This window comes from Legionella navarrensis (genome assembly GCF_052527415.1).
Genome location: NZ_JBNVZR010000007.1, coordinates 63764 through 84028 on the forward strand (window position 1 = coordinate 63764; position 20265 = coordinate 84028).

Genomic DNA, 20265 nt, shown 5'->3' on the forward strand with positions numbered 1-20265 from the left:
TGTATTTTCCTCGTTAAAACGTGTGTTCCAGCGCAGGAAACTGCGATGCGCGGACCTGTTGAACGTAGGCGTTGATGGCCTCAAGCAACAAGCCTTTGCCTTGCGCGTATTGTTTCAGGAATTTCGGCTTAAATTCATCCTGCAATCCCAGCATGTCGTGCCATACCAGTACCTGGCCATCCGTTGATGCGCCGGCACCGATGCCAATGACGGGTATCTGCAAGGCCTTGCTGATACGCCCGGCGACTGACTCGGGAACACACTCCATCACAACAGCCGAGCAGCCTGACTTTTCCAGCTGCTGTGCCTGATAGAGCAGACTGGCTGCGTCGGCATCATTTTTACCCTGCACTTTGTAGGTGCCGAGCTGGCAGATAGACTGAGGCATCAGGCCAATATGGCCAATCACTGGAACGCCTGAGTTGACCAGGTATGCGATGGTCTGACAGGTATCTGCGTCGCCACCCTCCATTTTAACCGCCTGGGCGCCGGCCTGGAGCAGGCGCCGAACATTGTTGATGGTATCGGCCTGGGAAACACGATGGCAGAGAAAGGGCAGATCGCTGATAATTAACTGCTGCTTAATGCCACGGGCAACTGCTGCGGTATGCAGCGTCATCATGTCCATATTGGCCATAATCGTGCTGTCGTGACCATGAACCGCCATGGCAACGGAATCGCCAACAAGCACACAGTCAAGATGGGATTCCGCGACGATGCGCGCGGAAGGGTAATCGTAGCAGGTGAGCATGGTGATTTTTTCGCCCTGCTGTTTTTTTCTCAGGAAGTCGGTAATTTTCATCGCCCGCTCCCAGGTTGAAATATCGTCTGTTGCTCAGGTACCCGTCTCATCGATCAAGTCCTCCATCAGGTTAATCATTATGTATCGTCACCGCAGGTATCTGTCGGCGCGTGGCAGGGCTTTCAAGTTAATTTTGACATGATGACTCTCCTGCCCTGACCTCAATTCTAAAGGACGCGCATCAAATTGCAAGATGCGTTATGATCAGGGATTTGATAACGAGAGAGATGAGATGATCCCCGCCCACGCTTTGCAAACACCAGGTGAACACCCGTTTTTTTTTGATGGGGCCGGCGTAAGTCTGGAAGCCATCCTGACGGTTCCTGATACCTTGTCTGGTTCTTACCTGGCTCTCTTAGGACACCCACATTCCCTGCAGGGCGGCAGCATGAATAACAAAGTGGTGACCACGCTGGCGCGGGCCTTTCGTGAGCTGGGCATACCGTCCATCCGCTTTAACTTTCGTGGTGTGGGACAGTCATCTGGTGTCTATGATGCCGGCGTGGGTGAAAGCGAGGATATGCTGGCGTTGAGAGCGCAATGGGATGCCTTATATCCAGGCACCCAGGTTATTTATGCCGGTTTCTCATTTGGAACCTATGTCACCTATCGGGCTGCTGCTCAGAGTGAGCATGAACTTTTAATCAGCGTAGCGCCTGCGGTGACGCATAATGATTACCATGAGTTTTCGCCGGCACCTGCGCCCTGGTTTATTATCCAGGGAGATGAGGACGAGGTGATTCCCTCGACCGAGGTGTATCAGTTTGCCGCCAGCTCGAAGCCTCCCATACCTGTGACTCGTTTTGCCGATACCACGCATTTTTTTCATGGCAGACTGCTGCCGTTGAAAACCGAAGTCATGCGTATCGTAACCGAACAGGTCTTGCCATCATGAGCCTGCTGCAGCAATACGAAGCGTTTGTAGCGCGTGGCGAACTGGATGACGATCCACTGCAGCGCCAGGTGCTGGCGCCTCTGGAAACGCTTGCCCTGGCTCTGGAGCGGTCCCGGCGTTCCTGGCTGCCCTGGCGCGCCAGAAAACCACTCACGGGGCTGTATATTTATGGTCCGGTGGGGGTGGGTAAGACTTTTATCATGGATTTGTTTTATGACAGCGTGACAACACAAGCGAAAAAACGCTTTCATTTCCATCATTTTATGCAGCAGGTGGACGCCCGTCTGCGTGCCTTGCAGGGGCAGAAAAATCCTCTGCAACGCATCGCGGATGAGATTGCTCAGTCTACCCGTTTGCTGTGTTTCGATGAATTCATGGTTGACGACGTTGCCTACGCCATGATTCTGGCTGAGTTGATGCAGGCTCTTTTTCGTCATGGCATCACCCTGGTTGCCACCTCCAACACACGCCCCGATGATTTGTACCTGAAAGGTGTTCAGCGCGCTCGCTTTTTACCCGCGATTGCCGCGATTAAAACGTATTGCGAGGTTGTCAGCCTTGGCGATAAGCGTGATTACCGCCTGGGACGTATGCCAGAAATTGATACCTGGCTGATGCCTCTTGGGCCCGCTACGGATGCCTTATTCGCCCGGCAGTTTGAGCGTCTCGCGCCCGATGCGCAGTCGGATGGGACAATCAGCATTCAAAATCGTGAGATCCCCTTTGTGAAATGCAAGGGGGCGATCATCTGGTTCGATTTTAAAGTAATCTGTAATCTGCCGCGCAGCCAGCTTGATTATCTGGAAATTTCTAATCGTTTCGATACCGTATTTGTATCAAACGTACCTGTCCTTGGTGAAAAAGACACCGTGTTTGCGATCATGCTCATTCACTTTGTTGATGTGATGTACGATCGCGGCATCAAGCTCATCCTTTCTGCCGCCGCCCCGATAGACGAGCTGTACACCAGCGGTGAGATGAGTCACAGCTTCAAGCGCACCGCCAGCCGCCTGCAGGAAATGCAATCGATTGATTACCTGCAGCGTCATCCGCATCGAGACGCCGAGGCCTTGTCGCATTTGGTTTGACAGGGCTGTCCCATCTTGATGTGAACTGAAGTTAATCAGTTGGCACCATCGGCTCCCTTCTCCCTTGAGGGAGAAGGGTCGGGGATGAGGGTGGTGGGTATGGCTCGTCCTGAATAAATACATTGACATACGCTACTTGATTTAACAGCATGAGGTTTTTAAAAATATACAGGGTATGATGGACGGGATGCTTAATTTACTCGAGACTGTGCCACACCCACCACCCTCATCCCCAGCCCTTCTCCCTCAAGGGAGAAGGGAGCCGATGGTGCCAACTGATTAACTTCCGTTCAAATTAAGACTGGACAGTTCTGGGGTATGAGAGGCCATTTTTGCAACTATATTGTACTTTGTGCTATATTTCGCCTTCTTTTAAACAGGCAGGCTGGGTTTTGGCCTTTAGCTGTCAGACTAAGAATATTTTTATGAGAGTCGTCCCCGCCTGCGCTGCTCCTACCTGAACTATGGATATATTCAATGGAAATCAAAGTAAATTTTCTCGACAATTTAAGACTTGAAGCCCGGTTTGATGACTTTGCGGTAATCTCCGACCAGCCGATTCGCTATAAAGGTGATGGATCGGCACCCAGTCCGTTTGATTATTTCCTGGCCTCATCGGCTCTCTGTGCCGCTTATTTTGTCAAAGTGTACTGCAAGGCCCGTGATATACCCACAGAAAACATCCGCTTATCGCAGAATAATATCGTTGATCCCGATGATCGCTATAACCAGATCTTCCAGATCCAGGTCGAGCTGCCTGATGATATTTCAGAGAAAGACAGGGAGGGTATTCTACGCTCCATCGATCGCTGCACTGTAAAAAAAGTTGTGCAGACGGGGCCGGAATTTAAAATTGAAACCGTTGAAAACCTGAGTGCCGATACCAGCGCCATGCTCATGGAATACCCAGAAGGAGGGCAGAGTACCTTTATTCCGGGTAAGGACGCGCCTCTGGAACAAACCATTAGAAACATGAGTCAGATAATAGCTGACCTCGGCATGAAGATTGAAGTATCTTCATGGCGCAACATTGTACCGAACGTCTGGTCCTTACATATTCGCGATGCCGCTTCGCCCATGTGTTTCACAAACGGCAAAGGCGCCACCAAGGAAAGCGCTCTGTGCTCGGCTCTGGGTGAATTTATTGAGCGCCTGAACAATAATTTTTTCTATAACGACCAGTTCTTTGGCGAGGAAATTGCCAACAGTGACTTCGTTCATTACCCCAATGAAAAATGGTTCGCAATCGAAGATGACTCCCTGCCGGCCGATCTTCTCGATGATTATTGCCTGAGTATTTATAACCCAGACAACGAATTACTCGGCTCGCACCTGATTGATACCAATTCCGGCAATAAAAAACGCGGTATTTGTGCCATTCCCTACAGGCGCAGGTCCGATGGCGAGACCGTCTGGTTTCCATCCAATCTGATTGAAAACCTGTTCCTGAGTAACGGCATGAGCGCAGGCAACAACCTGCAGGAAGCCTATGTGCAGTGCCTGTCGGAAATTTTTGAGCGCGCCATCAAACGGCAAATCATCGAGCAGGAAATCGTTCTTCCCGACGTACCCATGAGTGTCCTCGAACGTTATCCTCGTATTCTTGCGGGGATTAGAGGTCTGGAAGAGCAGGGTTTTCCCATTCTGGTGAAGGATGCCTCGCTGGGTGGGCAGTTTCCTGTTATGTGCGTTACCCTGATGAACCCAAAAACCGGCGGCGTACTGGCTTCCTTTGGCGCGCATCCTGATTTTGAAGTAGCCCTCGAACGCAGCCTCACTGAGCTCTTGCAGGGACGGAGTTTTGAAGGTTTGAACGATATGCCCAAACCAACATTTAACAGCATGGCTGTAACCGAACCGGAAAATTTCGTCGAGCACTTTATTGATTCGACGGGTGTCATTTCCTGGCGCTTTTTTAGCAGTAAACCCGACTATGAGTTCTGCGATTGGGATTTTTCTGGCAGCAGCGAAGAAGAAGCCGAGACGCTATTTGGCATTCTTGAAGACATGGGCAAAGAAGTTTATATTGCCGATCTTACCGATCTGGGCAGTTCGGCCTGCCGTATTTTAGTGCCGGATTTCTCCGAAGTGTATCCGGTTGACGATCTGATCTGGGATAACACCAATCACGCGCTGCATTACCGGGAAGACATCCTGAATCTGCATTCCTTAAGCGATGACGCGTTGCGCGGGCTGGTGGAGCGTCTGGAAGAAAGCCAGCTGGATAATCAGACCGATATTCGCACCCTGACAGGCATCGTGTTCGATGAGAACACGCCCTGGGGTAAACTGACCATTATTGAGCTTAAGATCCTGATTTATCTGGCACTGGGTGCTCATGAAGAGGCCCTTGAACTGGTTGGAGAGTTTTTGCAGTTTAACGACAACACGGTCCAGCGGGGATTGTTTTACCAGGCGGTTAATGCCGTACTCGAAGTCACTCTGGATGACGAGCTGGAACTCGAGGATTTTATTGAAAATTTCAGACGTATGTTTGGTGCTGAGATGATGGACAATGTGCTGGGCACGGTCACGGGCAAGGTTCGCTTTTATGGCCTCAGCAAAACCAGCATGGCCCTTGAGGGCATAGAGCCCCACTTAAGACTGATTGAAAGCTATAAAAAACTGCATCAGGCGCGCAGACTCAGGGCAGGGTTCTAAGACCCCGCCGCCTTTACATTCATCCTGCGTTAATTAAACGCCGGACTGCTTTCCTCTGCTGACCGCCTTTCTTCGCAGGGATGACTGGCCGTTCTTTGTTTTTTTTCAGGGGATTCTGGGGCTGTCCTGAAAAATGTCGGGCTGCTTCGTTTGGCAGAGGGGGGGCGCTCGGGCGAAGGCAGGGCCGGTGGGGGCGCATTCTCGTCATTGGGCGTCACGCTCTCTGCTGTCAAGGACACCTGTCTGGAGTTGTCCAGGGCTATTTGTGCCTGTTCATAAAAGGCATCGTGAACCAGATCCGGGGAATAAAAATTCTCGATATCAAATGTTGTTGTTGTGGCATGGACTGCTGTGACATGGGAACAGTCTTTAAACGATTCGATATGATACAGTGAATCATCCAGCATCACAAAATGCATTCCCTGAAGTTCCGGATGGCGATCGATGTAATTCTGCAGGCGCTCGTTTTTGGGTAAAAGCGCAATGTCTTCGGAAGAGAGACCTTTGTAGTGTTCAACCGTGTTTCCCGGTGTTATGAAATGGCATGCATCCAGTTTATCCGTGGTGCTTTCTGTGATATCAAGGTTATTTTTCAGGATATATTTTATGCTGTCCTCTCCCCAGAGGCCGGCTGTTAATATCATAATCCCGTCATGGTTTTCGCAGGCATGTTCTATCAGGGTACTCAGTTTTTTCGGGTTAATGATTCGCACATAATCTGCTTTCGGTTTGCCTCTACAAATGAGTTCGGCCCCCAGAGCTTTGCTAATCAACTCATGGGTAGAGCTATTAAGTCTACCCAATTCACTCTCGGCAACGATAACGGTGAAGTCAAGATCGAGAACCAGTATGCTCATAAATATTTGCCTTAGTTTTAGAAAAAGACAAAGATTATACGCTGTGCTTTAATACTGGTCAATCGAAGGTTGTACGATATGCCATGTTATCATGGTTGCCTGTAAACGACATTAATGCGAATGATAATCGCTATCATTTGAAATAGTGTGTTATAATAATACGTAATGTGGTAAAGGTGATGAAAATAAGATGCACATTCATGAGTTAAGCAAGGGTGATCATGTTCGCCTGATTGATTTTGGTGATACGCCGCTGGCCTATCGACGCCGAATGTTATCCCTTGGCATTACCCGTGGTTCAGAAATACGGGTTGTTCGCGTTGCACCGCTCGGCTGTCCCTTACAGGTGGACGTGCGGGGCACGTCTCTAACCCTGCGTAAAGATGAAGCAGATCAGTTATTGTGGGAGCGCGTATGACGCATGTGGTATTGGTGGGGAACCCCAATTGCGGAAAAACCACGCTGTTTAATGCATTGACCGGCGATAACCAGCGCGTTGGTAACTGGCCAGGTGTAACGGTTGAGAAGAAAACGGGCGCCTACACATACGCTGATCAGGCTGTGACCGTGACCGATTTACCCGGTATCTACTCGCTGACCATGGCCGATGAGGGGGCAAGTCAGGATGAGCGCATTGCCGCTGCGTCTATTGTTTCTCTGCCGGCTGATTTAATTGTCAATGTGATCGATGCCTGCCATCTTGAGCGACATTTGTACCTCAGTACACAGATTCTGGAACTGGGCAGGCCGCTGGTGATCGCACTGAATATGATGGATATTGCCTTACAGCGTGGAATACATATTGATCTGGACGCCCTGTCGCAGCAAATGGGCTGCCCCGTCATCCCATTGCAGGCGCATAAGGGCATAGGTATCGAGGCCTTGAAGCAGGCAGTCGGCCGGAAGGTTGAGCATTCCAGACCTCTCGCTTTGAATCTGCCTGATGCAATGAGCCGCTATGCCCGCGAATGCCAGCAGCAGCTGATGGCCGACGCCGACATCAGCCCTGAGCTGGCGGCCTATTATGTCTGGCGCAGCATCGAAGGGGATACGACCCTGGCTGAGCGCGTGCCTGAGCACAGGCTGGCAGCGGTCGCGGGATATGAGCGCGATTTTGATGTACTGCTGGCCGATGCCCGCTACCAGGCGATTCACCGGATTGTGAGCAGCGTACAAAGCAGGCGCAGCGATGCCAGCGAGCATTTTACGGCCAGGGTAGATAAGGTTGTCCTGCATCGATTCTGGGCCTTGCCGATTTTCTTTTCGATGATGTATCTGATGTTTTTGTTTGCCATTAACATTGGCGGTGCGTTCCAGGACTTTTTTGACCTATCCACCAACGCCGTGTTCGTGCAGGGCAGTGCCTGGCTGATGCAGCAGATTCATACCCCGCAGTGGCTGATTGCCTTGGTAGCCAATGGGATAGGAACAGGAATCAGCACCACCCTGACCTTTATTCCCGTGATTGCCGCGATGTTTTTCTTTCTTGCCTTGCTGGAAACCTCGGGTTACATGGCCCGGGCCGCCTTTGTGGTTGACAAAATCATGCGCGCTTTAGGTTTGCCTGGCAAATCCTTCGTGCCGATGATTGTTGGTTTTGGCTGCAATGTGCCGGCCATTATGGCGGCCCGCACCCTCGACTCGGAGCGCGATCGTCTGCTGACGGTGTTGATGAGTCCGTTTATGTCCTGTAGTGCGCGTCTGGCCATTTATGCCGTCTTTGTCGCTGCCTTTTTCCCGACAGGTGGCCAGAACGTGGTTTTTGCTCTGTACCTCGTGGGTATCTTAATGGCGGTATTTACGGGATTTATTCTGCGTAAAACCAGTCTGCGTGGCCAGTCATCGCCGCTGATTCTTGAGCTGCCCGCTTATCACAAACCTGCCTTACGTCGACTGTTCAAAGAAACCGGCATGCGGTTGAAATATTTTATTAACCGGGCTGGTCGTGTCATTTTACCCGTATGCGTGCTGCTGGGAGGCCTGAATGCCTTGACTGTGGATGGCGGATTAAGTGCGGGTGAAGCCAGCTCCAATTCCGTACTGTCCCTGGTTGGTCAATGGTTGACTCCAGTGTTTGCACCGATGGGCCTGACCCCCGATAACTGGCCGGCCACGGTTGGTCTGCTCAGTGGCATGCTGGCCAAGGAAGTTGTGGTTGGATCTCTGAACACCCTTTATGCTCAGGTCGGTCATCTGGCACAGAGCGGGGCGACTGACTTTCATTTCTGGTCGGACATGCAGGCCGCGTTTTTATCCATTCCGGCAAACCTGGGGGAGCTGGGGCACGCGCTGCTGAACCCGATTATGGCCAGTGCCCCGGATAGCGAGGTATCGAAATCGGTATACGGCATGATGGCCTCCCGATTTGACGGCAAAGCCGGTGCGTTTGCCTATCTTCTGTTCATTCTGCTGTACATTCCCTGCGTGTCAACCATGGCCGCCATTCGTCAGGAAGCTAATAAACAGTGGATGTGGTTTTCTGTAGCCTGGTCCTTTTTGATTGCCTATGCCGCCGCCGTGGTCTTTTATCAACTGGCCCGATTTTCATTGCATCCGCAGCAGTCTGTGATGTGGATATTGGCCATGCTGGCGGCAGTCGGTCTGTTCATCGTCGCCTTGCATCAGCGTCAGAAGCACACGTCAGGAGGGCATTATGCTGCTGGACATCCGTAATTATCTGCAAAGGGAGAAAGTAGCCAGTAATCAGCAGCTGGCCCGCGAGTTTTCTCTGGATATCAGTGCGTTACAGCCGATGCTGGATATCTGGGTGCGCAAGGGGGTCATTGCCCATTGCCAGGAGGAATCGGCCTGTAAAAGTCGATGCTTTAAATGCCGCATACCGCCTGCGTACTATCGCTTTGTTTCAGACAAATGACAGCATAATGATTGCACTCTAATGTGTTCCCTGCTGTGCTTTGGTACCCTGTTTGAGCTAAGATAGGAAAATAGAACCAGAACCAGGATCATAAAATGACCGACTCAGAAAACAATGAGATGGATTTTATACAGATGGCTGAGCAGGCACGTCAGCAGATTATGAGTGATGAACTCAACGACCCGGATTTACTGACAGAGCGCGTTTATCAGTTATGGCGTCGCTGGGCTGATTTTGAGCTTTATATTGTTTCACCCACCATAGACGTTATTTTTCCACCCTTAAGACTGATGCCCGAACTAATCAGCGGATCTAACAGCGGGGTTGAGGAGCGGGAGTTTGTCTATCCCATTCAGGACTTTGGTTACAAACTGGTGACCTCGAAAGGCCTGGACATGTCAGGTATGTCCATGTGCAAATTGTTCTTTACTATTGAAAAGATGATCTACTTACTGATAGAGCGTTTAAAATCAGGCGGTATTGAAAGTGAGGTTGAAGTGCAGGTTGCGTTTGGCGGTCATGAAATTGCTCAGCGCAAAGCCTTTGAATCGGTTATTAACCTCAGCTACAACGTGGTGGTCACCAATTTTGATCCGGGAGCCTGGGGCGAAATGTACCTGCAGAACATCAAGCGTATCGCCGACAAAGGCTATGGTTATCCCTCGGAAACACCTCGGGTCAATTTTCGCATAGCACACAATAGCACTCCAGTACCCGGCGGGTAATATCCCGTGTTTTGGCTGTTGTGCCATGTGTCCGACACCCTGGTCTCATAAAATCGCAATGTTTTAATTTTAACCATCCGGTGATATTATGCGCCTCACTATTTCGACGCAAGTGAGGCACTCATGTCACTGATTAATCATAAGCTGACTGCGGCACAGGTACAAATGCTCTTGTCCAGGCGTGCATCTATTACCGAAAACAGAGATGGATCAAACGCGCTGCACTTTGCAGCTTCAAGTCCGGTCGATATGAAAGAAAAGCTCGGCCTTCTGATTGACGCGGGCGTAGACGTTAATCAAATCAGCAGGATGTCCGGGTATGGCAACACGCCATTGCACACCTTAATTGCCAACGAACGTCATATTGAGGCCGTCTTTTTTATCGAGCGTGCCGGCCAGCAAATTAATTATGAACAAAAAGACCGCGAAGAAAAAACAACACTGATAACAGCCACCAAAATAAATGCCACGGCTATTGGTCTGGCTCTCTTAAGTCAGATTCCGGATAGATCTCCTGTTCTTGATGCACAGGATAAAGACGGCATGACGGCTCTGCATTATGCCTGTCTGTATGGAAATATCGATCTCGCATGCACGCTAATCAGCAAGGGAGCGTCAGAGAGTATCCTGAATCAGGACGGTAAAACGCCTATGGACTGCGTGGTTTCAGGAATTACAAAAATACGCGAGACCCTGCGCTCCATCTGGATCAACCCCGATCGTGATGAACGAGCCTCATTAAATGTATTCTGTGCTCTGGACGGTCAGCTGTTTACCTATCCAGACGAATTCCTCGAGGACATCCCCGCGACACGAGAGAATATTCCGGCTCTGCTGGCCACGCTCTCTCTGCCCTTGTCCGATACGACATCCAGCTTCATTGGCAATCCACGTGACATCAGCGCGGAGGAAAAAGACGCTATCGTGGCCAACGCCATGCAGTTCACAGGAAAAAGTGTGGCTCAGGCCGCCTTGGAATCGGCAGCACGGTTGAAAGATTATTTGATTAACAACGGTCATTTTTCAGGGTTGGTACTGCGTTACGAAGCCGCGCTTGGTTCCTTGCCATCCGTTGAAAAGCTGATCGGCACTGCGCCCCATGCCATTAATGAGCCGGGCAGGGCGACCCTCAGAACGGCTTTGCACCAGGCTGCCATTCATGGGCATGCGGCCGTGTGTCAATGTTTAATAACCAACGGAGCGAGCCTGTCCCTGACTGACAAAGATGGCAACACCGCGCTGCACCATGCCGTGCAGCAAGGCCATTATGATCTGGCTGAAAAGCTGGTGGCGCTCGGCGCTGATATCTGCATTAAAAATAAAGCAGGTCAAAACGCCATTGCCACCCTCGTCACACCGGGTACTCAGGCGATCAGACTAAGATTGATTGAGCTGCAGCGGGATTATGAAGAAAACTGCAATAACGTCGCGGAGCCGGCATCGTCATGTCCGACAGTCTGACAGCCGAACATCGCTCAAGGAATATGGCGGCCATCAAAGGTAAAAATACAAAGCCAGAACTGGACGTGCGCAGGTTTTTACATCATCAAGGCTACCGATATCGTCTGCACAGAAAAGATTTGCCGGGCAAGCCTGATATCACCCTGACGAAATACAGGGCCGTGCTGTTCATCAACGGCTGTTTCTGGCACCGTCATGAAAACTGCCGACTGGCTTACAATCCAAAGTCAAACAGTGATTTCTGGCAGCAGAAATTCCAGAAAAACGTGGAAAATGATTTAAAAAAACACCAGTCTCTCCGGGATCTGGGATGGAAGGTTATCGTGATCTGGGAATGTGAAATTAAAAATCGAAGCTATCGGGAATGGATCTGCGAGAGGATTAAAAATTGAATTGACTGAGTATACTGGACTTCAAACCCCAAAAAATAATACCATCCATCGTGATAAATATATTACCCAGATTACAAGATGTATATTTTCCAATATGAGGAATGTTTGAATGTTCGAAGAAGATGAAAAAAGCGAAAAAAAATATACAACAGCTTGTGAAATTTATTTTAGAATGCTTTCAGAAGCTCCAGTTGTTAGAGAAGAAGAAATTGCTGGCGGCCCAGGCTTAGGTGTATCGACAGACGGCCAGGTTATCCTCTCAAGGCAGGAGCGGTCAGTCAGAACAAGTTATGATAAAGATACTAATGATCTCCTTCGCGCTAGATTTGCTTGTCAGGAAGACATGTTTGTTAGTCCTTTAAGCACCCAAAATCAGACTTTTTTTGCAAAAAAAGAAACGCTTAAAAGACATGAAGAAATCGCAGAACAACGCATGCGCAAACTTGAGGAACAACGTGCACAGGAACCGCAGGAACAAGAACGTAGATGCTCTATTCAATAAATGAATTTTAGCAGAATTTCATAAACTGTACCCCTGTTCCAGTTCTTTTAAAATAGATAAACAGACTTAAATTGTAACTACTCAGGAACGTCATCCAGAGCGTAGCGAAGGATCTCAAATGGTTTAGCATTGAGCCAAAATCAGGAGATCCTTCGCTACGCTCTGGATGACGTTCCTGGGTAGTTACCCAATACGATACCTCCTGTGTCCACGCTTCTAAAATAAGAGAAGCAGGTTTACCGAATTCCTCACTGGTCATTTTTCGTTATTAGCGCGGCCCCTGTTGCATTTGAGAGACAACACCCAGGCTGGTTGCCAGCAAATCGTCCAGCTCATCCTCATGACAGCCTGCGATCTTCCCATAATATTGGATCATGGCGTTGAACGTATTGATGGCGTCAGGGATTGCGCTCCCCAGGCTGCTCTGGCTTGTTGCGAGGATAAGGTAAGCCCTGTGATTATCAGAGGAAGGTTTGTGGCCTGGGCATCCCAGGATACTTTCGACCAGCGGGATAAAGCTTCTCTGAGAGGTGGACGCTTCTGACAGGCATTGCTCCAGAATATCAAGTATTCCAGACCTCAATGCATCGTCTTTATACAGGGCAATTTTCTGATAGTGGGCACTGCTGGGTGGCGTTTCTCCCCATTGAGCCGGATGTGTGTCTTCGCCGAAAAAACGCCACCAGTGCCCGGCATTTGCAGCTGCCATGGCTCTATTCCCTTCGGGTACATAATGCGGGTAGCGTTGAGCCAGCCCCCTCGGTTTCTGTTTTTCAGAAGAAGCAATCGACGGAAGCCGTGGCGCGGAGTCGGGCAGGTGTGTCTCAACGGCTGTCCAGGGCTCTTTTGCCTCTCGTCTGGCAAGGTTGAGCAAGTCGCGAAAGCAGGGCTGTGGTGTGAGGTGATGCTGCCTTGCGAAGGCGCTTTGTCTGTTGTAAGCCTGTACCAGTGTCATGGCTTTTTCAGGATGGATGCCGGTCGATACGCATAAAATATTGCGCATTTCCTCGCTGCTGTAGTCTGACAGGGTAGCGGTAATCATGCGGCGGGAAAGAGCGGTGCTTTGCGCCTGGCGACCAGCCATGGTAATGGGGTTTTGGGTACCGATTAGCATGAATCCGGGGTTATTCGGGCGTTCTCCATTAGGTCCTATGCCCATGAGCAGGCCATTGAGGAGCTTTTCCATCATGGGCGAGCTGTTGATTTCATCCATAATGACGACGGCTCCTTCATGAAAGGCTTTTAGCAGGAAGTCCTTTTTCTCCTCAATCCCAAGGCTTACAGGGATTTTATAATAGTATTGTCCGGGCGGACACTCTATGTGAGACAACGGCTTTTTTGTGTAACCGTGGTGTCGCAGAAATTGTCTGACGAACTTGCTTTTACCGACGCCTGGCTCACCTTCGAGAATGATGCCGCCGAGGCCGCCATAGCGTTGCGCTTCGTTTGTGGCTCTTCCAGACAGGCGAAACTGCCGAAGCTCCAGCATATTGGCAAACAGCGCCATGAGGGGTTTGCGTGAGGGCGGGACGAGAAAATTACCGGCCAGGATAATGGGTTCTGCATCAGCCAAAGACCCTGCTTCGGGTTTAAATTGCCGGTCAAAGTCGTGCCTGAGGGCCTCTGGCAAGGCGTGCCTTGCAATTTCCCAGGCGTAATGACGGGCCTCTGTAAGGGAGGGGTGGGGGGCTGAGTTGAGGAGCAGTGCCATCATTTGCAGCTCGCGCGGGGTGATAACGACTTCGTCATGCGAGCGCTCACACAGAAAGCGATAGACGTCCAGTATGGGCTGGCAAAGAGTGGCGGCCTGCTCTTCCAGGGCGCTGCCTTCAAAAACGGGCCGCAGGATTTCTTCATAAATATTGGCCAGCGGCAAGGGTTCAAAAATCAGCGCGCTGCCATGACGGGCAAACAGCGAAGCCAGACTGCGGTCATCGCCATAACTGACCGGGTTGCCGGCAAAGACGACACGATGATGGGCTGACAGCTCAACCAGCTGTCCTTCGACCAGCAGGGTGGGGGGCGTATGAAACAATCCCTCAAATTGACTCCATTGGCGCAAGTCGAGATTGGCTTCATCGATAAAGAGGATTTTAAGGCCGTCAGAATCATCGGCCAGCCATTTATTGAGTCTGTCTTCGCCGTAGGTTACGGAGCCGATTTCCGGCAGATGGTTTCTTGCAAAAGTGGTTTTTCCAACACCCGTCAGGCCGCTTAAAAACACATAAGGCGAGTATTGCAGCACGCTCTGAACGGCTATCAGTCGATTACGGTTAAAACGGGCGGACTCATTTGAGCTGCTTTGTGCGTTAAAAGGCGCAAGGGTAATCCTGCCCGGCAGGCTCAGCATGCCCTGCCAGGCGTTCTCCTGAGGCTGGCCGGGGTTATGGTGGGCGAAGTGCGTTTTGGTTTGCAGGATGGTAAACGGACTATCCTCCAATCCCTCGTTTCCCAGACCCAGCAGGTGTCTTTTCAATCCAGGTGTGACTTTGTGCTCAGCTGGTTGGGTAAAGGCGAATAGTTCGGGATTGTGCGTGACAATCATCAGCCGGCCTGACGCAGGCTGGTGCGCCCGCTCATGCAGAAGAACGGCCAGTGCGTCAGCGAGTTCAGGGGATACCTCGCCGCTCAGGAGGACTGATTTACCCTCAGCCAGAGCATGGGTGAGGGCGCAGGTTTTTTCCGAGAATGTAAAGCGCAGAGACTCCTGGTCGAGCTTACCCTGCAGGGACCTGAGCAAGTCGGATGCGCTGCATTCCGAGACATCAATCACGGTCCATTGCAGTGGTTCGTTTTTAACGATAAGTGCTATGGTGGCATCAGGATCGTTGCTCAGCACGACCGAGGTGTGGTCCGCTTCTTCCTGCCGCCACGGACGGCGTTCTGGCGAGACTTCGGTTTGGCTGGATGATGCCGCAGCACCTCGCGGCGCGATAAAATCAGGCAGGTTGAATGCCGGCGGAATGTGGAGATGCAGGGCGACGTCAAACTGTCTGGCGACGCTCAGGCATTCTGCCCACTCGTCTTGTGAGAGTTCGCGTGTCATATTCAGATGCAGCACGCCCCCCTGATGTTCTTCAAGCAGGCCCGGCATAGTATGCAGCGCGTCTCCCCGGCATTCATAACGATGAAACAGTGTCAGCAGTTGCTGGGGATTGCAGATAACACCCTCAGCTGCCCACTCACGGCTCGTGGTGATTGAAGCGGTGAGCGCTTGCCAGTCATAACCTTCTTGCTGTTGCAGGTGGGTTGTAGGCGGAAACGGTAATAAACCACGGCTGTAGGGAATGTTGCCGTCAACCAGCGCCTGGCGCCAGAAACGTTGAAATTCAGGATCATTCCAGGGTCCATTGTCAATGACAATGGGCTTGCCGGTTTGCAGAGCCTGAGGCAACAGACCTTCTTTAAAAAACAGATCATTTCCCTGCAAAACCCAGCGACCCAGCAGGCGCTCTTTCCAGTCTGTGGCATGAAAGAGATTGATGTGCACCGCGTCTTGTCCGGGTGTTGGCTCAACGTCCGCTCTGGGAATCGCGTCTCTGAGCACGTCCTCACTCAACGGGCAGGTTTCAACGGCGAGGGCAAAGCGTGAATAAAAATCAGAGCCGGTGTAGCGGTCGGGTTTTTGAGTGTTGACCAATCCGATGATAATGGCCTCTTTTGGAACGGCCACGCCATCGACAACGCGTCTATCATCCAGCAGGGAATTAAAGCGTACAAGATCATCGGCAGAAAAGTTGCTGTAATTTATCAGCAGTATGGGCGGATTGTCCTTACTGTAATCCTGATTTAAATAGTCAAACAGGGCGCCACCTGGACCTTTATGGGGCACTCCTTCCTGACCATCGGGTGTTTTAAGGCGAATAAAAGGTGCCTGGCAAATCAAGTCATCGGGCGAGTTAATATAAAAAACCGGACGACTGATATTTTTGCAATGCCTTTGCAAAGCGTATTGCAAGCCTTGCAAGGCGGTGTCTGAAGGCAGCTCAATAAGGCGTTTTTTGCATTCGTTAATCTGCACTTTTTGCTGGCAGTATTTTCTAAGAGACGTAGTCCGCGGACGTTTTTTCTCCCAGGTTGTCAGGCTGCGCTCATAGCGCAGATCATCGGAGATGGGAGGGTTTATACAGGTTTCCTTCCCTGACGCGTCAAGCTGTGCCTCAATTATGACTGGGACAGTTGCCGGCGCGACCCTGCCGTCATCGGGACGCAGTGAGTCATCAATTTTCAGGCTGGCCGGGTAGCCGCCAAAGTCCATTTTTTTCCAGTGACCGTCAAGGTAGACTTCGGCAAAGGCGTGAACGTCGTTGGTAATGATACGAACAGGAATCTCCGGGTGTGATTCCGCCATGGCGGCCTTAAAGGCGAGCGCTCTGTGGCGACAGGCGCCTTTTTTTTGGGCACGGATGGCGTCGAGATAGTCCCGCCCCGTCCAGCTGCCTGAAACGCCTTTAAGCGCGCCCTTGCCATAAGCGCTCATTTCCTGCTGCAGGCGATGAATGTATGGTGGCAGAGGGGCAGACGTGGCTGACGGCTCTTGACGGCGCAGAACAAATTGCAGAAGGATGGGGCAGGCTGGACCCTTTGTCCGGATAAGATACTGATTGTGTTTGTTTGAATAGTTAATCTCAATGTCGGCATCGACCGGCTCGGTGAGCAGGTGCGAGATCTGTTCATCAGGAGATAATGACGCGATGGGCTGCCAGGTTGCGTTAACGGTTAATTTCTGAACTCCAAGAAAAGCGGGCATCGGGCTATGCGGCAAGGTCAGCGTTTGCAGAGCATCCCGCGAGGCAAGGCGGGTAACGTGGGTTTCCTGATAGTTATCGGGATGGTCGGTGTGGGTGAGCATAAAAGCGCAGTTGATATCGCAGGTGATATTGGCTACCTCCAGGCGGTCAAACGTTTGCAATCGATAGCTGCTGATTTTTGGTTCCAAAACCCCGGGACTCATGGGGTAAAATATACGCATGGTTGAATAGTGGGTGTCGCGGACGGTGGTATCGGCATCAACGGTTTGTCCGGTGGGGGAGCTGGTTGAGCTGGTTGAGCTGGTTGAGCTGGATGAGCTGGATGAGCTGGATGAGCTGGATGAGCTGGATGAGCTGGACGAGCTGGACGAGCTGGATGAGCTGGATGAGCTGGACGAGCTGGATGATCTGGATGAACTGGATGAGCTGGATGAACTGGGATAGGATGACGGTACCCTGCTGTAGAATGCCTGTTGCACTGGGTACTTGACCGTTGGAATCCTGGCAAGCAGCTCTTTTAATTCGCTTGAAAGGTTTTCCTGATAAAACTGGGGGCTGCCTTCCAGGTTCAGATTTTCCAGGTTGGGGGCTTTCCTCAGGATATGTATCAGGTTTTTGCGTGAGAGATTACTATGGCGGGCCTGAAGTGTTTTAAGTTTGGATAAATCGCCACACTCAAGCGTGTCCTGGATATTTTCGCAAGAGCTGATATCGAGCGATGATAATTTCGGGGCCTTGGTCAGGATATTTGAGAGGCTTTGGCTTGAGATGGTACTTCTGTCTACTTTGAGTTCTTCAAGTTCGGATAAATCGCCGCAATCAAACGTGTCCTGGATATTTCCGCAAGAGCTGATATTGAGCGATGATAATTTCGGGGCCTTGGTCAGGATATTTTCGAGGCTTTGGCTTGAAATGGGGCTAACACTTGCATTTAATATTTCAAGCGCAGATAAGTCGCCGCAATCAAAATCTGCCTGGATATATCTGCATCCGACAATCTCAAGCGATCTTAACTTCGGTGCCTTAGCCAGGATATTTGAGAGGCTTTGGCTTGAGATGCTGGAATGGGTTGCCCTGAACCGTTCAAGCACAGATAAATCGCCGCAATCAAACGTGTCCTTGATGTTTTTGCAGGTGGCAAGATCAATCGACGATAACTTCGGTGCCTTGGTCAGGATGTTTGTAAGGCTTTGGCTTGAGAGCTTGCTTAGGCTTGCCTTGAGGCTTTCAAGTGCGGATAAATCGCCGCAATCAAACGTGTCCTGGATATTTTCGCAACAGGAAATGTCAAGCGATTTTAAGTACGGTGTCCTGGTCAGGATGTTTTCGAGGCTTCGGCTGGATAGGGTGCTATGGCTTGGGTTGAATACTTCAAGCGCGGATAAATCGCCGCAATCAAACGTGTCCTGGATATTTTCGCAACTGGCAATGTCAAGCGATGTTAACTTCGGTGTCTTGGTCAGGATGTTTTCGAGACTTCGGCTGGATAGGGTGCTATAGCTTGCGTTGAATACTTCAAGCGCAGACAAATCGCCACAATCAAAATCTTCCTTGATATTTTCGCAGCCGGCAATCTCAAGCGTTCTTAACTTCCGTGTCTTGGCCAGGATGTTTTCGAGGCTTCGGCTTGAGAGGGAGCTGGCGCTTGCGTTGAATAGTTCAAGCGCGGATAAATCACCGCATTCAAAATCTGCCTGAATATTTTGGAATCTGGCGATATCAAGCGATGTTAACTTCGGTGTCCCGGTCAGGATGCCAGCCATGCCTGCGCTTGATATGAGGGGTGTTAACTGGAGGGTCTCAAGATTTTGCAGGACATGAGGGGAGAGAGGCTGGGCGGTGTAATCACCCGACAGGCTCAGTGTTTTCAATTGACGAGGATGTTGTAATAAAACATTCAGATCCGCACTTCCATCGGTAGCGAGGGACTCGAGAGCAGACAGCGCGCTTCCGTCGAGAGTGCTCCAGTCGAGATTTTTGCACGCCACTATTCCCAGTTGTTTAAGACATGGGCTGCTGCCAGCCAGAGCCGCAAGCGTGGTATTGGAGACGTCAGAGCCAGAGAGATTCAGTGTTTCAAGATTAAGGCCTGCGGTTTCCAGTTCCAGGCTGTTTATGTTGTCGACCTTAGGAAGGTTCAGGTATTTCAGGGAGGTGAACTGCCGCAGAACAGCAGCAAAACCTTCGGGCAGTGTCAGCACATCGCTGTCACAGGGGTAAAGGCTTAGTGACTCGACATCGCTAAAATGCCTGGCATCGAAAGATATTCCGTGGTGAACAATCCGGCCGTCACGCACAAGCTGTTGTAGCCTTTCCAGATCGAGGTTAACGCTGCGAAAACGGTAAATAACGGGGAGATTAAGGGCGCTGGCCAACTCTCCTGCAAAGCGAACATCATCTGGGAAGATGCTGCAGATAATGGCGTCAAAGAGTGGCTGGGCCTGTTGAATTTGTCGGAGCAACTCAGGGCGATTCCCCAGGTGCATGCGACGCCAGTCCTTTGCTTCCAGGGTTCTGTATTCTGGCGCTTTTTTTTCAATCAGAGCATTGATTCTATGATAGTCAAGAACGTGCAGCTGATCTTTGGCCATTTTTCTTTGCGTACTGGCGACAAGCATCAGCTCCTCGTCGGAGGCCATGTAGGTGTTTGTGTTAAGTATTTCGACCAGCTGTCTGCCATTTTGAATGGGTCGTATTATTCCTTTGTCCAAAGCAAGAACTTGATGACCTTCCCGAATAAGCTGTTCAGCAAGCCTTGCTACCTGTGTCGACTTGTTCAGGTCCCAGCGATCGGCCGACCAGTCAGAGAATATAATGTCCTGCTTTACCCGCTGCTGTTGCGGATGGGGACTTACAAAGCAGGGTTTATCAGCGAGCAATCTTCCTACGTTTAATGGGCCGCGCGGCAGGGTCGAATAGCTTGCCTGGCTGCTTTTTTTGTGCCGGGACAAATCGATGTCGAGTTTTTTTTCGGGGCTGATGGTCAGACAATCTGGCTGGCAGTTGGCCAGGGTTATAACCGCCTCATAGCCCTGCAAAAAGGTCTCAGGAAGAGGGCTTGTGAGGCCCGAAAGTTGAATCGTGCCTGCCGGATTGCCCGATCCAAGGGCCAATAGCTCCTGAATCTGCCAATATTCATCAAATTCTTCACGAGCCAGAGTGTACTTAATTGCATAGTCTTCTCCAGGCGTTGATAAGTTAAACGAGACTTTCATTTTTTACCCTCTGTCAGGGATAAAGTGATAATACAATTGTA

At 50.7% G+C, this 20265-nt stretch carries 13 protein-coding genes; 10 read left to right on the forward strand and 3 right to left on the reverse strand.

Annotated elements, in window-relative coordinates; genetic code table 11:
* Positions 1-13 precede the first annotated feature (13 nt).
* Complete coding sequence (panB, locus tag ACQUTA_RS06035) at positions 14-802, reverse strand: 3-methyl-2-oxobutanoate hydroxymethyltransferase (RefSeq protein WP_444987320.1); 789 nt, start codon at positions 800-802, stop codon at positions 14-16.
* Positions 803-1034: 232 nt separating this feature from the next.
* On the opposite strand from panB, the gene ACQUTA_RS06040 reads away from it, so the two are divergent.
* From ACQUTA_RS06040 to ACQUTA_RS06050, 3 genes are all read left to right on the forward strand, one after another.
* Positions 1035-1697, forward strand: coding sequence for an alpha/beta hydrolase (locus ACQUTA_RS06040; protein WP_444987321.1), 663 nt, complete (start codon positions 1035-1037; stop codon positions 1695-1697).
* The gene (gene zapE / locus ACQUTA_RS06045; RefSeq protein WP_444987322.1) at positions 1694-2785 is read left to right on the forward strand and encodes a cell division protein ZapE; all 1092 of its coding nucleotides are present in this window, start codon (positions 1694-1696) and stop codon (positions 2783-2785) included. The genes ACQUTA_RS06040 and zapE overlap by 4 nt, the downstream gene beginning before the upstream one ends.
* A gap of 477 nt (positions 2786-3262) precedes the next feature.
* Entirely contained in the window at positions 3263-5446 is a 2184-nt protein-coding gene (locus ACQUTA_RS06050; RefSeq protein WP_444987323.1) for an OsmC domain/YcaO domain-containing protein, read from the forward strand.
* A 29-nt stretch (positions 5447-5475) separates the two neighbouring features.
* Here the strand turns inward: ACQUTA_RS06050 and ACQUTA_RS06055 are convergent, their stop codons facing one another.
* On the reverse strand, positions 5476-6303 hold the full coding sequence (locus tag ACQUTA_RS06055) for a hypothetical protein (protein ID WP_444987324.1): 828 nt from the start codon (positions 6301-6303) through the stop codon (positions 5476-5478).
* Between the two features lie 190 nt (positions 6304-6493).
* On the opposite strand from ACQUTA_RS06055, the gene ACQUTA_RS06060 reads away from it, so the two are divergent.
* From ACQUTA_RS06060 to ACQUTA_RS06090, 7 genes are all read left to right on the forward strand, one after another.
* Positions 6494-6721 carry a FeoA family protein gene (locus ACQUTA_RS06060; RefSeq protein WP_444987325.1) on the forward strand — a complete coding sequence of 76 codons (228 nt, stop codon included), beginning with the start codon at positions 6494-6496 and terminating at the stop codon, positions 6719-6721.
* Entirely contained in the window at positions 6718-8976 is a 2259-nt protein-coding gene (gene feoB, locus ACQUTA_RS06065; protein WP_444987326.1) for a Fe(2+) transporter permease subunit FeoB, read from the forward strand. The genes ACQUTA_RS06060 and feoB overlap by 4 nt, the downstream gene beginning before the upstream one ends.
* Positions 8957-9178 carry a FeoC-like transcriptional regulator gene (locus ACQUTA_RS06070; protein ID WP_444987327.1) on the forward strand — a complete coding sequence of 74 codons (222 nt, stop codon included), beginning with the start codon at positions 8957-8959 and terminating at the stop codon, positions 9176-9178. The genes feoB and ACQUTA_RS06070 overlap by 20 nt, the downstream gene beginning before the upstream one ends.
* A gap of 95 nt (positions 9179-9273) precedes the next feature.
* Complete coding sequence (locus ACQUTA_RS06075) at positions 9274-9903, forward strand: PX domain-containing protein (protein WP_444987328.1); 630 nt, start codon at positions 9274-9276, stop codon at positions 9901-9903.
* A gap of 123 nt (positions 9904-10026) precedes the next feature.
* Entirely contained in the window at positions 10027-11364 is a 1338-nt protein-coding gene (locus tag ACQUTA_RS06080; RefSeq protein WP_444987329.1) for an ankyrin repeat domain-containing protein, read from the forward strand.
* Positions 11349-11756, forward strand: a complete 408-nt coding sequence (locus ACQUTA_RS06085) for a very short patch repair endonuclease (protein ID WP_444987330.1) — start codon at positions 11349-11351, stop codon at positions 11754-11756. The genes ACQUTA_RS06080 and ACQUTA_RS06085 overlap by 16 nt, the downstream gene beginning before the upstream one ends.
* 109 nt (positions 11757-11865) lie before the next feature.
* On the forward strand, positions 11866-12258 hold the full coding sequence (locus ACQUTA_RS06090) for a hypothetical protein (RefSeq protein WP_444987331.1): 393 nt from the start codon (positions 11866-11868) through the stop codon (positions 12256-12258).
* Positions 12259-12526: 268 nt separating this feature from the next.
* Here ACQUTA_RS06090 and ACQUTA_RS06095 read toward each other — a convergent pair whose 3' ends face one another.
* Entirely contained in the window at positions 12527-20224 is a 7698-nt protein-coding gene (locus tag ACQUTA_RS06095) for an AAA family ATPase (protein ID WP_444987332.1), read from the reverse strand.
* Positions 20225-20265: the final 41 nt, after the last annotated feature.

Bases quoted from the DNA above. Each gene is read 5' to 3' on its own strand.
- panB (WP_444987320.1), bottom strand. From the start codon at position 802: ATGAAAATTACCGACTTCCTGAGAAAAAAACAGCAGGGCGAAAAAATC.
- ACQUTA_RS06040 (WP_444987321.1), top strand. From the start codon at position 1,035: ATGATCCCCGCCCACGCTTTGCAAACACCAGGTGAACACCCGTTTTTT.
- zapE (WP_444987322.1), top strand. From the start codon at position 1,694: ATGAGCCTGCTGCAGCAATACGAAGCGTTTGTAGCGCGTGGCGAACTG.
- ACQUTA_RS06050 (WP_444987323.1), top strand. From the start codon at position 3,263: ATGGAAATCAAAGTAAATTTTCTCGACAATTTAAGACTTGAAGCCCGG.
- ACQUTA_RS06055 (WP_444987324.1), bottom strand. From the start codon at position 6,303: ATGAGCATACTGGTTCTCGATCTTGACTTCACCGTTATCGTTGCCGAG.
- ACQUTA_RS06060 (WP_444987325.1), top strand. From the start codon at position 6,494: ATGCACATTCATGAGTTAAGCAAGGGTGATCATGTTCGCCTGATTGAT.
- feoB (WP_444987326.1), top strand. From the start codon at position 6,718: ATGACGCATGTGGTATTGGTGGGGAACCCCAATTGCGGAAAAACCACG.
- ACQUTA_RS06070 (WP_444987327.1), top strand. From the start codon at position 8,957: ATGCTGCTGGACATCCGTAATTATCTGCAAAGGGAGAAAGTAGCCAGT.
- ACQUTA_RS06075 (WP_444987328.1), top strand. From the start codon at position 9,274: ATGACCGACTCAGAAAACAATGAGATGGATTTTATACAGATGGCTGAG.
- ACQUTA_RS06080 (WP_444987329.1), top strand. From the start codon at position 10,027: ATGTCACTGATTAATCATAAGCTGACTGCGGCACAGGTACAAATGCTC.
- ACQUTA_RS06085 (WP_444987330.1), top strand. From the start codon at position 11,349: ATGTCCGACAGTCTGACAGCCGAACATCGCTCAAGGAATATGGCGGCC.
- ACQUTA_RS06090 (WP_444987331.1), top strand. From the start codon at position 11,866: ATGTTCGAAGAAGATGAAAAAAGCGAAAAAAAATATACAACAGCTTGT.
- ACQUTA_RS06095 (WP_444987332.1), bottom strand. From the start codon at position 20,224: ATGAAAGTCTCGTTTAACTTATCAACGCCTGGAGAAGACTATGCAATT.